Raw genomic sequence first — 14,982 nt, forward strand, 5'->3', positions numbered from 1 at the left:
CGTCGGATGTTGTCCCGAGCCGCCAAGTAAAGCCACGCCGTCCACCGCACCATGGAGTCATCGGGAGACGGTGACGAGGCGAGGAGGCATCACGATGGGCCACGACGGGCGGATCGACGGCGGACCACGATCGGCGATCGTGGTCGGCGCCGGCATCGTCGGATTGTCGACCGCGTGGTTCCTGCAGGAGCGCGGGGTCGAGGTGACCGTCGTGGACGGCTGCGGTGTCGCGACCGGCGCGTCCTGGGGCAACGCCGGTTGGGTGGCCCCCGCACTCACGATGCCCCTGAACTCCCCGGCGGTGCTGCGGTACGGCCTTCGCTCACTACGCGACCGCTCCGCCCCGCTGCACATCCCGATGAGCGCCGACGGCCCGATGTGGCGCTTCCTCGCCCTGTTCGCCGCCAACTGCCGTCAGTCCGCCTGGGACCGCGCGGTGCGCGCCAACGTGCCACTCAACGAGGAATGCCTCGAGGCCTTCGGGGTACTCGTCGCCAACGGGGTCGACGCACCGATGACCGACGCGCCCATCACCGCGTTGTTCCGCAGCGCCCTCGACGCCGAACGCCTGATGCGAGAGGTGCATTGCCTCGCCGACGCCGGCCAGAGCCTGTCGGTGACCGAGCTCTCCGGCGAGGCCCTTCGCGCCCAGGTTCCGCTGGCGTCGCCGGCGATCACCGCCGCGGTCAACGTCAACGGACAACGCTTCGTCGATCCGGGCCGCTTCGTGATGGCTCTTGGTCACCAGGTAATCGCCCGTGGGGGAACTCTGCTCACCCACGACGTCGCCGACGTCGTCAGCGCGGGCCACGGTGTGGTGGTGCGATCGTCCCGCGGTGCGCAGCTGGTCGCGGACAGCGCCGTGATCGCCACCGGGGCATGGTTGTCGCGACTGGCCGGCCGCCGCCTACGCGTCCCGGTGGGGTCGGGTCGCGGCTACTCGTTCACCGTCCCCGTCGACCGTCCGCTGCCCGGCCCCGTCTACCTTCCGGACGTCCGCGTGGCCTGCACCCCCTATCGCGGTGGTCTGCGGGTGGCGGGGACGATGGAGTTCCGCGGCCCGCACCACCCCGTCGTCGACGACCGGGTGAACGCGATCGTCGCCTCCGCGAGCCCCCTGTTGCACGGCGTGCGGTGGGAGGAGCGCAGCGACGTCTGGGTGGGTCCCCGTCCGGTCACCCCCGACGGTCGCCCACTCATCGGCGAACTGTCCCCACACGTGTACGTCGCCGGCGGTCACGGCATGTGGGGACTGGCCCACGGTCCGGTGACGGGTCGCCTTCTCGCCGAACAGATCACGACCGGCAAGCAGCCCGACGTGTTGCGCCCGTTCGACCCGCTGCGACGCGCCATCGCCTGACCCCCCGAACTCCGCCCCTCGAGGGCGCCACGAGTCGTCAGGGGCGGCGCACCTCCATCGCCCGCCCCTGACGGCAACCCAGGAAAGGACCCAAAATGACGACGACCCAGCGCATCTGGATATCAGCGGACGCCCAGGACCGGCTCAAGCGCGAATTCGCCACTCTGCGCGAGCTGTGCGCAAGCGCTCCCGACGAACACGCGGACGAGAACGCGATGGCCGTCAAGCGCGCCCGCCAATCGCGCATTCAACGAATTCACGACCTTCTGCTCAACGCGGTCGTCGGCGAGGATCCACCCGACGACGGCGTCGCCGAACCGGGGATGGTCGTCACCGTCCGCTACGGCGACACCGACGAAACGGAGACGTTTCTCCTCGGAGTTCGCGGCGCCGAGCACGGCGACGTGGAGGTCTATTCGGTCCACTCACCACTGGGCGCCGCGATCGTCGGCGCTCGACCGGGCGAGCGGCGCACGTACCGCCTGCCCAACGGCACCGACCTCGCCGTCACGATGCTCACCGCCGTGCCCTTCGGGCTGCACGACGGATGCCGCAACGCTCGAGATGCCGAAGCGCTGACGGCGAGGTAAGTTCCGTTTCGCGGGGCTGCGGTGACGTGGCCTGCGGCCCCGCCCTCAAACCTGCTGCAACCCCGAACCGCTCATTAGCCGGGGTTCGCTTCCAGCAAACGTGGCCCGGGATACATCACACCCGTCGGCGGTTTGCTGAAACGTCAAGTGGTCTACCCATGTGGTGGCGAAGACGGTCAGGGCAGGTTGCGTCCGATCGGCTGCCTTCGCAAGGCATGGGGTCGAGGCAATCCGATGTACCTGCAGGGGAGGACAGGCCGATCGCTCCCCCTTGCCGCTGGCGCATTCACGGGTCCGTCCCGGCCTGGATGCGTATACGATTCCTCGGTCGAGGACCGCTGAGAAGCACGCGTCAACCCTCGCGACGAGCGGATCCAGGGGGACGGCCATGGGGCGGCACAGCAGATCTACCCATCCGGCGCGGCACGCGGCGGAGACGAGCCCGAGTGCAGCGAACTACGTCGGCCGGGTCGGCGCACTGGCGCTGGCGCTGGGCATCGGCGTCGCCGTCGCCAGCGGCACCGCGGTGGCGCACGCCGACGGAACGACTGCTGACGGCTCGGCCGCAGGGGGACAAGCGCAGTCGTCGGCCAAGACGTCGGTCGGCGAGGCATCGTCCAGCGGACCCGCGGCGGTCGGCTCAGCCGCAACGGCGGCCGACGAGCCGACCGGTTCCATCTTCGGCAAACCCGGTACGACGAAAACCACGACGGCCCGGCATTCACCGCCCGTAGCGGTCGTCGGCGCCACCAAGACCGTGGGGATCACGACCACAGCCAGTCACACGTCGAGCGACGACACCCGTCACGACGACCCGGCTCCCAGCGCCGCCGACCGACCGTCACGTGCCACGCCGACTCAGGCCACCGTCGCCGGCCTTTCCACGGCGTCCACCGTGTCCTCGACCACCCACACCGGCGACGCACCGGTAGCTCCGGCACCGGACGTGCTCGGGGCGCTGCAACTCATTCGGCGCGAGACCGAGGGAACCAGCCTCGTCCGGCCCGCCGCCGCGGTGACGGGCGGGACGGGACTGGCCCAGCCCGACGTCGTCGCGCCCGTCGCCGGCACGGGTACGCCCAGCCCCACCGACGTCGCGCACACCGCCTACGGCGACATCGGCACCTGGCTGATCCAGCCGAACGGGCAGATCGCGAACTACGGGGGAGTGCCACACGACGGCAAGACGGTCCTGGAGCCGGTCAACGTGATCATTCTGGACCCGAGTTCGACCACCGCCGCGGAGTCGGCGGCCCGCCTCGACGCCGCCATGACCCGAGCCGGGTTCCCGGCCCAACCCATCCACAGCGTCGGCTTCTCGGGGATCATCGACGGCACGACCTACGGCCAGCAGCCCGCCGGATTCCTGCAGGCCTTCTCAGACAACTTCTTTCTGTTTCCCAACGATCACGGCCGGGTGTTCGGGGCCGCTCCCGCGGTGAACGGAACGGGCTACGTGTGGTCGGGTGCGTTCAGCACCGAGCAGCTCAACCCCGCCAACCCCTTCACCCACGAGTACGTCTCGTCCGACGTCGCCCGCGCGGAGCTCGCTCGCCGGCTCGTCGCCAGCGGGGCGGCGACCGTGGTCGGCGTCGTCCCCCTCGGCAACGCCTATGACGACGGAACGTTCACCACCGGCGATCACGACGGCTATGCCGTTGTCCTGCAACTGACTCCGGGCGTGGTCGCGGTGCTCCCGACGGGCGGCGTCCTCGGTGCCGCCTGCGGACTCGTCGACGATCTGCCCGGACCCGTGACCCGCCAGCTCGCCACGGCCGTGTGCGTCGTCGCGGCACAGGTGTCCAATGCGTTCGGGTTGCGCTCGATCATTTGACGGAACGGTCATAATGGCGAGGCGGACGGCTCGCGTCCGCGCGACTGGGGGACGCTGCCCGTGATCTGGCTGCTGCAGATGCCTGCTCCGCTACTCGGGTTCCTGGCCGTCGGCATCGTCGTCGGCGTCTCGGTGGGCGGACTGCTGATCTTCCGAAAGCTGGTGTCGCACACCAGGCTCGAGAACGCGAACCTGGTGTCTGGTCAGGTCTTCCAGCTCGCCGGCGTGCTCTACGCGGTGCTCGTCGCGTTCCTCGTAGTCGTGGTGTGGGAACAGTTCGGCGACGCCGAGGACGCCACCCAGGCCGAGGCGAGTGCCATCGCGGAGTTGCTTCGGGATTCCACCGCGATACCCGCGGCGTCGCGAGTGGAGGTGCAGCAGAGCCTCATCGCCTATACCCGCGACGTGATCGACGACGAATTGCCGCGCATGCGGCGCGGACAGACCGTCGAAGAGGAATCCGGACCGATGACCGACGTCTGGTCGGCGTACCTGGGCGTCCAGCCGCAGAGCCGCAACGAGATTGCGTTCTTCGACCACGACATCGTGAAGCTCAACGACCTGAGCGCCAACCGCAAGCTGCGGGTGTCGGCCGGCGAAGCGTCCGTGCCCGGTGAGCTGTGGGTGCTGTTGATCGGCGGCGGCGCGGTGGTCATGGCGTTCACGTTCCTGTTCGGCACGCGCGATCTTCTTCTGCACGCCTGCGCGGTGGGCCTGACCGCGGGACTGATGGGTTTCGTCATCTACCTGATCTTCGCGCTCGAGCATCCGTTCGTCGGAGCGCTGTCGGTCAGTCCCAGCCCCTACGTCAACGTGCTTCAGACGTGGGAACACCAGCGCCCCACGCCGTAGGCGTCACCCGCCGAAGGTCTTGACTCCCTTGGGTGTCACCTCGAAGGCGTACACCGCACCGTCCAACGTTCCCGTGCAGGCCACCCCGCCGGGGATCGCCATGCACTCCGCGCCAATCCCATGCACGCGATGTCCGACGGGCAGCTGCTTGACCGGGCCGGGATACGCCGGCGTCGTGAACCTCGGGACGTCGGTACGGCGGATCCCCGCGGCGCCGGGCAATTGGAGGAACACTTCGTTCTCGCCGCCGGAGACCCCCGGTAGTGGTCCGTCACAACCGATTTCGCCACCACTGAACATGATGATCGAGCAGGTGAGGCCACCCTCGACGGTGAAGACGGGGAACAGGTTCTTCGCGCCCTGGCCGACGATGTAGGTCTCGTCGCCCAGGACGAAGTCGTTGGGGTCGGGGAAGCCCGGCGGCAGACCGTCGGTCCTGGGTCCGATGCCGGTGCCGTTGGGGGACAACACCATCCACTGCGAGGCGGGCTCACCCTTGACGCACGCGGTGAAGGAGTTGGCGCCGACGGCGCATTCGAAGTCGCCGAAGGCGATCTTCTGTCCCTCGCGCAGCAGCGGCGCGGCGTTCCCGGTGGACTTCACGAAGCGGTGGTTGGTGGTCGCCAGCAGGCCCCGGGTGCTGGCGTCGGGGGTCAGGGCGATCTCGTCGACCTCTGCCGGCGTACCCGGCAGCCGTCCGTCGCACCCCGCTGCGCCGCGGGCCGGCTGAATCGCGCAGAGCAGCCCGTCGGGGGTTTGGAAGTACACCTCGTTGCCCATCACGAAGGGATACGTCGACACCGTGGCGTAGCCACTCAGATCGGGCAGCGCCTGCACGTCGGCTCCCGCGGGAGCGACGGACGACGCCATGACGCCGACGAGGACGGTGAGAAAGATCAGTACGGAACGCATTACGAGCAATGTAGGCGAATTCGACCCGCCGTCCCAAAGTCGTGATCTCCAGGACACACGTAGTCCTACTCATCCGCGCCCGCCTCCGGCGCGTCATGCTGGGGTCATGGCATCGCCCAAGTCGAGCTCGGACGCACCCACGATCGCCGACGACTCCGCACCCGTCCGCGACCGCGCGGTCGACGTCGCGCGCCTCGCCGCGCTCATAGTGGTCATGTTCGGGCACTGCGCCCTGCTGCTCGCGACGATCGACGCCGGCGGCCTGCGCATCGGCAACCTGCTGGGTGAGCTGCCCCCGCTGGCCCCGATCACCTGGATCGTGCAGGTCATGCCGCTGTTCTTCCTGGCCGGCGGGGCCGCCGGCGCCTACGGGTGGCGGCCGGGCACGGCCTGGGGCACCTGGCTGTTCACCCGGTCCCAACGACTCTGCCGCCCGGTGTTCTGGTACCTCGCGGCGTGGGTGCTGGGCCTGCTGGTGACCCGGATGGTGCTCGGCGCCGAGTCGGCCGCCGGATTGGGGCGCGAATCGGTCGCGCTGCTGTGGTTCCTCGGCGTGTACCTGGTGGTACTCGCCTTCGTGCCGGCCATGACCCGGTTGCAGACCGGGCGGGCGGTCGCCCTCGTCGTCGTCGCCCTGCTCGCCGCCTCGGCGGGGATGGACGCGATCCGGCTCGCCGTCGGCTCGCCGGACGCCGGAGTCGCCAACTTCTTGTTCGTCTGGCTGATCCCGGTGGTGATCGGCGTCGCCTACGCCCGCAATCTGGTCAACCGCGCCGTGGCGCTCGGCGCGGCGGCCGTCGCCTTCGCCGCCGCGATCGCGGCCGTCGCCCTTGGACCCTACGAGGTCTCCCTGGTCGTGACGGGCGCCGAGCGGCTGTCCAACGTCAGCCCGCCGACGCTGCTCCTGGCGCTGCACTGCACCTGGATGTCGTGCCTGTTCGTCGTGGCGGCGGGTGCGGTTCGGCGGTGGGCGGCTCGCCCGCGGGTCTGGAAGGCCGTGGTGGTGGGCAACGGGGGAGCGATGACGCTCTACCTGTGGCACATCCCGGCGATCGCGGTGGCCACCTTCGCGTTGCACGCGGTCGGGGTCGACGCCTACGACGTGCACGCACCCGGTTTCTGGGGTCGTCTGGCGCTGCGGGCCGCCGTGTTCGCCGTCGTCATGACCCTGACCTTCGTGCTGCTCTCGCCGCTGGAGCATCGCCGGTTGCCGTGGTGGGACGCTCCGGCGCGGGCGACGGGCGTCAGGTCGGCCGCCGCCGGGGTGTTGGTCTGTCTGGCGGGTGTCGCAGTGCTGCTGATGGCCAAGGACGGGCTCAGCGACGGCGAGGGGTGGTCGTCGCTCGGCGGCTTCGTGGCCATGGTGGGGGTCGCGAGGTGCTGCGCCGTCACCAGTCGAAGCTCGAGAACATCAGTCGCCCGGGGTCGTAGCGCCGCCTGAGCTCGCCGAGCCGAGGCAGGTTCGCCCCGAAGTACCGGGCCGCCGGGGTCGACGGCTCCAGGTAGTTGACGTAGCCGCCGGCCGAGTGTGCGCCGACGGCGGCGTGCGCGACGCTCAGCCAACCGTTGGCGGCGTCGACGAGCTGCGGTGTGGGGGTTTCGACGTACCACTGCACGGACGCCGCGTGGCGCCGCCACGGGAAGGCGGTGGCGTCCGGAGCGACGTCCTGGATTGCGCCACTGAGGGATTCGACCACCATGGTCGCCGGCGTCAGCTCGTGCGGCCAGGCCGACGTGGCGGCGACGAGGGCGTCGGCGGCCGAGCGCGTCATCCCCTGCACGACGTCGGATCCCGCGACGAACGCCCGCGGTCGCACGGCGTCGGGGCCGCCGCCGAAGTAGTCCACGAAGGCCGGGTGGTCCAGGGTTCGGACGCTGTGGCTGGTGGCGCGCACGCCCATCGCCGAGGTGACGGCGTCGGCAAGGCTCGGACCGTCCCCGGGTGGGGTGGCGAGCACGACCGAGCAGCGACCGGACCCGGGGCCGACGGTGACGTTGACCATGCCCCAGACCGCGCGGTCCGCCGCGGTGAGCCAGGCGTGCCAGCCGAGGAGAACGTCGGCCGTCGCCTCCTCGTCGAAGGCCAGCGTGACGACGTCGCGATCGGTGGCGGGAAACGTCGCAAAGGTACACGAGGTCACGACGCCCCAGTTTGCCCCGCCGCCACGCAGTGCCCAGAACAGGTCGGCGTGCTGGTCGGCCGAGGCGGTCACCACCTGACCGCTGGGTAGCACGACCGTCGCGGACGCCAGCGCGTCACACGTCAGCCCGTCCCGCCGGGCGTCGGCGCCCAATCCGCCGCCCAGGGCGAGGCCGGCAAGGCCGACCGACGGACAGCTGCCGGTGGGGATCGACCGGCCGTGGGGGCTCAGGGCCCGCTGCACCGAGGCGACGTCGGCGGCCGCGGACACCGTCACCAGCCCGGTGCCCGCGTCGTAGGCGATCTCACCGGGCAGGCCGCGTAGGTCGAGCACCATCGTGCCGTTCGCCGTGGACGCCCCGACGTAGGAGTGGCCGCCGCTGCGCGCGGTGACGCCGACGCCGTTGGTCGCGGCGAAGCCGATGGCCCTCCGCACGTCGTCGACCGACCTCGCGGTGACGACCGCCACCGGAGTCGAGCCGGCGAAGCGGGTGTTGAACACGGTCTTGACGCCCGCGTAGTCGGGATCCGACGGCAGCACGACGAGATTGCCAAGATCGCCCCAGTGCGGCGGGGCGGGTGTCGGCTCCGCCGCGGGCGCCGGGCCGGACGCCGGGGGAGAGGCGCACGACGCCAAGACCACCGACGCCGCCACGCCGAGCGCGCCGCGCACGAAGGCCTGCCGGGAGAGCTCTGAGGTCATGGCCTGCCGATTCGATCACACCGCGTCGGTCACCGGGTCGCGTCGGGGGCATTGGGTAGGGTCTCGGCGTGACTCCGAGCCTTACCGTCAGGTCCGTAAACGCCCGCCTTGCCGACGAACTGGCCGTACGAGAGGCCCAGGTCGCCGCGACCGTGCGGCTGCTCGACGAGGGCGCGACGGTGCCGTTCATCGCCCGCTACCGCAAGGAAGTCACCGGCAGCCTCGACGACGGGCAGCTGCGCCTGCTGGAGGAACGCCTCGGCTACCTGCGTGAACTCGACGCCCGCCGGACCGCGGTGATGGCCTCCATCGACGAGCAGGGCAAGCTCACCGACGAGCTGCGCACGGCACTGCTGGCCGCGGACACCAAGTCCCGCGTCGAGGACATCTATTTGCCGTACAAGCCCAAGCGCCGGACGAAGGCGCAAATCGCCCGCGAGGCTGGCCTGGAGCCGCTGGCCGACCGGTTGCTGGCCGATCCCACGCTGGTGCCGGAGACCGAGGCCGCCGAGTTCCTCGGCGAGGACGTCGCCGACGCCGCCGCGGCCCTCGACGGTGCCCGGCACATCATCATCGAGCGCGCCGCGGAGGACGCCGAACTCGTCGGCGCCGTGCGCGCCAAGTTCTGGGTCGACGGCGCCCTGCGGACGTCGCTCTCGTCATCCGATGCCGCGAAAACCCCTGCGGCGCAGAAGTTCAGGGACTACTTCGAGTTCTCCGAGCCGCTGGAGAAGATGCCGTCGCACCGCGTGCTCGCCGTGATGAGAGGGGAGAAGGAGCAGATCCTCTCGCTGAACCTCGACGGCGGCGACGAGGAGGTCTACCACGCGATGGTCGCCCAGACCCTGGGCGTGGACCTGACCGCGAAGACCCCCGCCACGCCGTGGCTGGCGACGACGGTCAAGCTGGCATGGCGGGTCAAGTTGATGGTGTCGGCGGCGGTCGACGCGCGCGTCAAGCTCAAGCAGCGCGCCGAGTTGGACGCGGTGTCGGTGTTCGCCAAGAACCTCAAGGACCTGCTGCTCGCGGCGCCGGCAGGTACCCGCACCACCCTTGGTCTCGATCCCGGGTTCCGCACCGGTGTGAAGGTGGCGGTGGTGGACGCGACGGGCAAGGTGCTCGACCACTGCGCGATCTTCCCGCACCAGCCGCAGCAGAAGTGGGACGAGTCCAAGGCGATGCTCGGCGCGCTGGTCAAGCGGCACGGTGTCGACCTGATCGCCATCGGCAACGGGACGGCGTCCCGCGAAACCGATGCGCTGGCAAGCGAACTCATCGCCGACATCACGGCATCCGGAGCCAAGGCGCCGGTCAAGGCCATGGTCAGCGAGGCGGGGGCGTCGGTGTACTCGGCGTCGGCCTACGCCGCGCACGAGCTCCCCGATCTCGACGTCACCATTCGCGGCGCGGTCTCGATCGCCCGGCGGCTGCAGGACCCGCTGGCGGAGCTGGTGAAGATCGAGCCGAAGTCGATCGGCGTCGGGCAGTACCAGCACGACATCACGCCGGGCACGCTGGCGCGCAGTCTCGACGCGGTGGTCGAGGACGCGGTCAACGCCGTCGGCGTCGACCTGAACACGGCGTCGGTGCCGTTGCTGGCGCGGGTGTCCGGGGTGACCGACACGATGGCCGAGGCCATCGTGGCTCACCGGGAGTCGACCGGCCCGTTCCGCAACCGCACGGCGCTCCTGAAGGTTCCGCGCCTGGGGCCCAAGGCATTCGAGCAATGCGCCGGCTTCCTTCGCATCAACGGCGGCGACGATCCGCTCGACGGGTCCGGGGTGCACCCGGAGTCCTACCCGGTGGTGCGGCGCATTCTGGACCGCGCGGGCGTCACGCTGGCCGAGCTCATCGGCGACTCACGCACGTTGAAGTCGTTGCGGCCCGCAGACTTCGCCGACGACCGGTTCGGCATCCCGACGGTCTCCGACATCCTCGCCGAGTTGGAGAAGCCGGGCCGCGACCCACGGCCGGCGTTCTCGACGGCCACCTTCGCCGCCGGGGTGGAGAAGGTCGCCGACCTGAAGGTCGGCATGGTCCTCGAGGGCGTCGTCACCAACGTGGCCGCGTTCGGGGCCTTCGTCGACGTCGGCGTGCACCAGGACGGCCTGGTGCACGTCTCGGCGATGTCCGACCGCTACGTCTCCGATCCGCACGAGGTGGTGAAGTCCGGCCAGGTGGTGAAGGTGAAGGTGCTCGAGGTCGACGTGGACCGGCAGCGGATCGGGCTGACCCTGCGCCTCAAGGACACCCCGCCGCAACGCGGCGGACAGCAAGGTGGCGGTCAAGGTCGGGCACCCGGGCAGCAGCCCCGCGGCGACCGGCCAAAGTCGAACCGGCCCAAGGACTCTGGTCGGCGCGACTCGGCGCCGCCGTCGGGTTCGATGGCCGAGGCGCTGCGGAACGCCGGCTTCGGGCGGTAGTCAAACCGCCAACGGGCGCCAGCGGGAGGCCCTAGGCTCCGGTCATGTCGATTGATCGCGCCGCACTCGTCGTGGGTGGCATCCGGCTGGCGTCCGGACTGTCCTTCCTCGTCGACCCCGTCCGCGCGAACCGGTGGTGGGGCGACCCGGAGGAGCCCGTGGGCGGGGCGCGCCTGCTGCTGTACTCGATGGGCTACCGCGACGCCCTCATCGGCGGATTGCTGACGACCGCCGCGTTGCGCGGACGCGACACCAGGGGCTGGTTCCTGGCCTCCGGCGGCGCCGACGCCGCAGACCTGCTCGGCGGGGTGAACGCACATCATCAGATGCGGCGGTCGCAGCAGGTCGTCGGGCTCGGCGGCGCGGTGGTCGGAATCGGGGTGGGGTTGTGGGGCGCGACGCGGCGGCGAATCCGGCCCGACCGACCGGCAGTCTAGAGGGCGGCACTGGCCCGTCACAATCACCGGTATGAGCGATGACGCGCGGTCTCCCCGGGGGTTCTTGCAGTCCCTCCGCAAGGAAGTGCCCCGGGCACTGACCGGGGGACCGGTCGACGACGACGCCGAGGTCGCGGCGATGCTGCGGGAGCTCGGAATTGCCTTGATCGAGTGTGAGCAGCCCACGCATCAGGTGGAGGCGCGCCTCCGGTCGATCGCCAAGAACTACACCGGTGAGACCGTTCGCGTGGTGGTGCTGCCGACGGCCCTGGTCGTCCAGGTGGGCAACGTGGCCTACGAGGTGGAGACGGTGGTCAACCCCACCACGCAGCTGAACCTGGCCGGGCGGGTCGACGCGATCGCCGAGCTCGCCGAGTTCGGCGCCATCACCGCCGCCGACGCGGCCCGCGAAGTCGCCGCAGCCCGATCCATGAAGCCGCGGTTCGGTCCGGTGGTCACGGTGATCGGCTACACGGTCACCACGCTTGGCTTCGGGATGGTGATCAACCCGACCTGGGCGTCGCTGTGGGGATACGTCTTCCTGGGTGCGGTGGTCGGGGCGATCGTCATGCTCGGCCGGCCGTTTCCCACCCTGAACGCCGTGCTGCCGACGCTGGCGGCGGCGGTGGTGACGCTGCTGGCGACGTGGTTCGTCGCGGACGCCGCCAACGACGGTCTGCTGCGGGTGATCAGCCCACCGCTGGTGGCCCTGCTGCCCGGATTGGCGTTGACGATCGGTGCGATGGAGCTGGCCAGCGCCCAGATGGTCAGCGGCGCCACCCGGTTGATGTACGGCGTCATGCAGTTGATGCTGCTGGTGTTCGGCGTGGGTATGGGCATTCACCTCGGCGGGGATCTCCTCCCGCAACAGCCCTCGGCGCAGATGGGCGGCTGGTCGCTCTACGTCGCGGTGGTCGTGATCGCGATCGGGTTGTACGTCTACCTGTCGGCGCCCAAGGGGTCGTTCGCATGGCTGGTACTCATCGTCGGTGTCGCCCTCATCGGGCAGAAGGTGGGCGGACTGTTCCTGTCGCCCACGCATTCCGGTGCGCTGGGAGCCTTTCTGGTGGTGCCCGTCGCCATGCTTGGCGCGCGGATCAAGACCTCGCCACCGGCCATCGTGATGATGCTGGCGGCCTTCTGGGCACTCGTACCGGGGGCGCTGAGCTTCGAGACGCTCGGCGAGGCCGTGGCCGGAGGTGGCGACATCAGGACGCTCGGCAGCACGGTGGCGGCGATCTTCTCGATCGCCCTGGGCACGCTGGTGGGGTGGAGCGTGTTCGCGACGATCAATGCGCGGTTGCGGCGGTGAGGGTGTGGGTTACACCGTGCGACGCCTCCGCAGGAACGGATCCGTCAGCGCCGGCGGTTGATAGCCCTGGTCGGCACTCGAGATCGTCACCCCCGGCGGCACGATCTCGTCGATCGCGTCCAGCACGTCGACCGACAGTGTGACCTCGGTGGCGCCGAGCTGGGACTCCAGGTGCTCCATGGTGCGCGGGCCGATGATCGGCGCCGTGACGGCAGGATGCTGCAGGACGAATGCCAAAGCCAGGTGGACCAGCGACACTCCGGCCTCGTCGGCCAACCGACCCAAGGCGTCGGCGGCGTCGAGCTTGCGTTGATTGTCCGGGCTGTTCAGGTCGAAGCGTGCCGGCATTCGACTGCGGCGCTTGGACTCTGGCAGGTCCTTGCCCTTGCGGTACCCGCCGGTGAGCCAGCCACCGGCCAGCGGGCTCCACGGCAGCACGCCCATGCCGAACTCCTGTGCCACGGGCAGAACGTCGGCTTCGATGCCCCGCGCCAGCAGCGAGTAGGGCGGCTGCTCGGTGACGAAACGGCCCACACCCCTTCGCTCGCTGACCCATTGGGCCTGGACCATCGCGTGCGCCGGGTAGGTCGACGAGCCGAAGGCGCGAATCTTGCCCTGGCGCTGCAGGTCGGTCAACGCGGCCAGCGTCTCCTCGACGTCGGTGTCGGCGTCGGGCCGGTGCACCTGGTAGAGGTCGATCCAGTCGGTGTTCAGCCGGCGCAGGCTGTTCTCGACCTCCCGGACGATCCAGCGTCGAGAATTGCCACGCTGGTTCGGGTCACCCGCGGTGCCCATCGGCGAATCCACCGGGACCCCCATCTGCCCGTGGAACTTCGTGGCAAGCACGACGTCGTCCCGCTTGCCGTTGGCCAGCGCCTTGCCGACGATGACCTCCGACTCGCCTTGGGAGTACACGTCGGCGGTGTCGACGAAGTTGACGCCCGCGTCTAGCGCGCGGTGGATGACCTGGATCGACGTGTCGTGGTCGGGCTCACCCCAGGCGCCGAACATCATGGCGCCCAGACAGAGCGGGCTGACGTGCATTCCGGTCCGGCCGAGGCTGCGGTAGTCCATGCGGCGATGCTAGGCGCGCCTCCTGGCAGTACCGATGATCAGCCCGCCGTCACGTCCTCGACGTAGTGGTCCGACGCGACCAATCCCTCGAGCCAGCTCTTCGCTTCGGCGTCATCCGAGCCAGTGTGCGCCCGACGACGTCAACGGCGACCGTCCAGGAAGAGTCGGGCACGGGACACCGACTACTCTCGACCTCATGCGCATCGCCATTCTGGGCCTGGGAATCGTCGTCGCCTGCTTCGGCGCACTGTGGGCCCTGCAGGGGTTCGGCGTCGTCGGCGGCAGCCCGATGTCGAACACCACCACGTGGTCGATCATCGGCCCCATCACCGTCGTGATCGGCATTGCCATCGCCGCGTGGGGAGCGCGGCGCCGAAAGTAGGCTCGGCTCCGGAGATTTGAAGCTCGCCCTGGTCAGCACCGACACGTGGGCGGCCCGCAGCAACTGTCTCGGACCGAAGCCCCACGGCTGCGACCGGACCGGTGGCGCCGGTCGGCCTAGATGGCCGTGGGGCCCGCGTCGGGGGCGGGCGGCAGGTCGGGTGCCGGCGGGGGCAGCTCGGGTCCAGGCGGCGGAGGCGGCAACTGGTCGGCGACGCCGTCCACCGCAGGGATGTCGGCAGGCCCGGGTGCCGGCGGCGGCGGTGCGAACGGATCGGGTGGTGGCGGCGGCGCCAGCGGATCCTGGGCGGGCTCGTCCTGGGCGACCGGGAGGTACATGTGCCGGGTGAACTGTGGTTGGAACGCGCCGCCGCCACCGATGCGGACCCCGCCACCGCTCTCTCCGGACGACACCGGAGTGCCGTCGGGCAGGGTGACCGCGGTGTGTCCCGAATTCCAGCCGATGTTGAGGGCGCCCGGCTGCGTGCCGTACTGGAAGCCGCGGGCCAGCAGCGCCTGCTCCTCGTTGCCGGTGTGGAAGCGGTCACCGTAGATCGGGCGGCCGGTGGCAGCATTGGCCACCCACGACGCGAGTCCCGAGCAATCGGTACCGGACGGTGAGTCGCCGCCCGTGCGGTACGGCGTCCCCGAAACCTGGTTGACCAGAGAAATCAAAGCGGTGGTCGCGATGGCATCGATCATGACGTCGGACGGTAGCAACGGATTTTCGGCACCACCAAAATCTGTGGCAGCCATCACTTCTCGCCGTCAGTCCGGGTCAACTCTCAAATCCCGTTGCGAGAGAGCCGATCTCGCGTGCCCGATTGCGCTGGAATCGTATTCGGGTGAAGGCGTCGTCGACTCTACGAAACACCATGTCAAAGCGCAAATTCCAGGTTTGCAACGGGCGAGTGTGGCGGCGCGTCGGCGCGCGTCGTGGACGACCGTCAGCACGGCGACATCG

At 70.0% G+C, this 14,982-nt stretch carries 13 protein-coding genes; 9 read left to right on the forward strand and 4 right to left on the reverse strand.

What is annotated here, in order from left to right; translation table 11 throughout:
- The first annotated feature begins 94 nt into the window (after positions 1 to 94).
- From H7J06_RS15810 to H7J06_RS15825, 4 genes are all read left to right on the forward strand, one after another.
- Positions 95 to 1,360 (forward strand): NAD(P)/FAD-dependent oxidoreductase, encoded by a 1,266-nt coding sequence (locus H7J06_RS15810; protein ID WP_264040117.1) that lies wholly within the window; start codon positions 95 to 97, stop codon positions 1,358 to 1,360.
- 95 nt (positions 1,361 to 1,455) lie between these two features.
- The gene (locus H7J06_RS15815) at positions 1,456 to 1,950 is read left to right on the forward strand and encodes a GreA/GreB family elongation factor (protein WP_264039908.1); all 495 of its coding nucleotides are present in this window, start codon (positions 1,456 to 1,458) and stop codon (positions 1,948 to 1,950) included.
- Positions 1,951 to 2,338: 388 nt separating this feature from the next.
- Positions 2,339 to 3,784: a hypothetical protein gene (locus H7J06_RS15820; RefSeq protein WP_264039909.1), complete on the forward strand. Its 1,446-nt coding sequence runs from the start codon at positions 2,339 to 2,341 to the stop codon at positions 3,782 to 3,784.
- 60 nt (positions 3,785 to 3,844) lie between these two features.
- Positions 3,845 to 4,636: a bestrophin-like domain gene (locus H7J06_RS15825; RefSeq protein ID WP_264039911.1), complete on the forward strand. Its 792-nt coding sequence runs from the start codon at positions 3,845 to 3,847 to the stop codon at positions 4,634 to 4,636.
- A gap of 3 nt (positions 4,637 to 4,639) precedes the next feature.
- On the opposite strand, the gene H7J06_RS15830 is transcribed toward H7J06_RS15825, so the two are convergent.
- Complete coding sequence (locus H7J06_RS15830; RefSeq protein WP_264039912.1) at positions 4,640 to 5,548, reverse strand: hypothetical protein; 909 nt, start codon at positions 5,546 to 5,548, stop codon at positions 4,640 to 4,642.
- A 106-nt stretch (positions 5,549 to 5,654) separates the two neighbouring features.
- Between H7J06_RS15830 and H7J06_RS15835 the strand changes: the two genes are divergently transcribed.
- Positions 5,655 to 6,989: an acyltransferase family protein gene (locus H7J06_RS15835; RefSeq protein WP_264039913.1), complete on the forward strand. Its 1,335-nt coding sequence runs from the start codon at positions 5,655 to 5,657 to the stop codon at positions 6,987 to 6,989.
- Here H7J06_RS15835 and H7J06_RS15840 read toward each other — a convergent pair.
- A complete protein-coding gene (locus tag H7J06_RS15840; RefSeq protein WP_264039914.1) occupies positions 6,937 to 8,391 on the reverse strand; it encodes an FAD-binding oxidoreductase in 1,455 nt (484 codons plus the stop codon). The two genes, H7J06_RS15835 and H7J06_RS15840, sit on opposite strands and share 53 nt — an antisense overlap.
- 68 nt (positions 8,392 to 8,459) lie before the next feature.
- Here H7J06_RS15840 and H7J06_RS15845 point away from each other — a divergent pair, with 68 nt between their 5' ends.
- The 3 genes from H7J06_RS15845 to H7J06_RS15855 are packed head-to-tail and all read left to right on the forward strand — an operon-like array spanning position 8,460 to position 12,563.
- Positions 8,460 to 10,814 carry a Tex family protein gene (locus H7J06_RS15845; RefSeq protein WP_264039915.1) on the forward strand — a complete coding sequence of 785 codons (2,355 nt, stop codon included), beginning with the start codon at positions 8,460 to 8,462 and terminating at the stop codon, positions 10,812 to 10,814.
- A gap of 44 nt (positions 10,815 to 10,858) precedes the next feature.
- Positions 10,859 to 11,251 (forward strand): DUF4267 domain-containing protein, encoded by a 393-nt coding sequence (locus H7J06_RS15850; protein ID WP_264039916.1) that lies wholly within the window; start codon positions 10,859 to 10,861, stop codon positions 11,249 to 11,251.
- Positions 11,252 to 11,282: 31 nt separating this feature from the next.
- Positions 11,283 to 12,563, forward strand: a complete 1,281-nt coding sequence (locus tag H7J06_RS15855; protein WP_264039917.1) for a threonine/serine exporter family protein — start codon at positions 11,283 to 11,285, stop codon at positions 12,561 to 12,563.
- A 9-nt stretch (positions 12,564 to 12,572) separates the two neighbouring features.
- On the opposite strand, the gene H7J06_RS15860 is transcribed toward H7J06_RS15855, so the two are convergent.
- Entirely contained in the window at positions 12,573 to 13,637 is a 1,065-nt protein-coding gene (locus H7J06_RS15860) for an aldo/keto reductase (RefSeq protein WP_264039919.1), read from the reverse strand.
- A gap of 196 nt (positions 13,638 to 13,833) precedes the next feature.
- Between H7J06_RS15860 and H7J06_RS15865 the strand changes: the two genes are divergently transcribed.
- Positions 13,834 to 14,019, forward strand: a complete 186-nt coding sequence (locus H7J06_RS15865) for a hypothetical protein (protein ID WP_264039920.1) — start codon at positions 13,834 to 13,836, stop codon at positions 14,017 to 14,019.
- Positions 14,020 to 14,135: 116 nt separating this feature from the next.
- On the opposite strand, the gene H7J06_RS15870 is transcribed toward H7J06_RS15865, so the two are convergent.
- Positions 14,136 to 14,720, reverse strand: coding sequence for a C40 family peptidase (locus H7J06_RS15870; protein WP_264039921.1), 585 nt, complete (start codon positions 14,718 to 14,720; stop codon positions 14,136 to 14,138).
- Between the last annotated feature and the right edge of the window lie 262 nt (positions 14,721 to 14,982).

It is taken from the genome of Mycolicibacterium hodleri (genome assembly GCF_025822245.1).
Lineage (GTDB): Bacteria > Actinomycetota > Actinomycetes > Mycobacteriales > Mycobacteriaceae > Mycobacterium > Mycobacterium hodleri.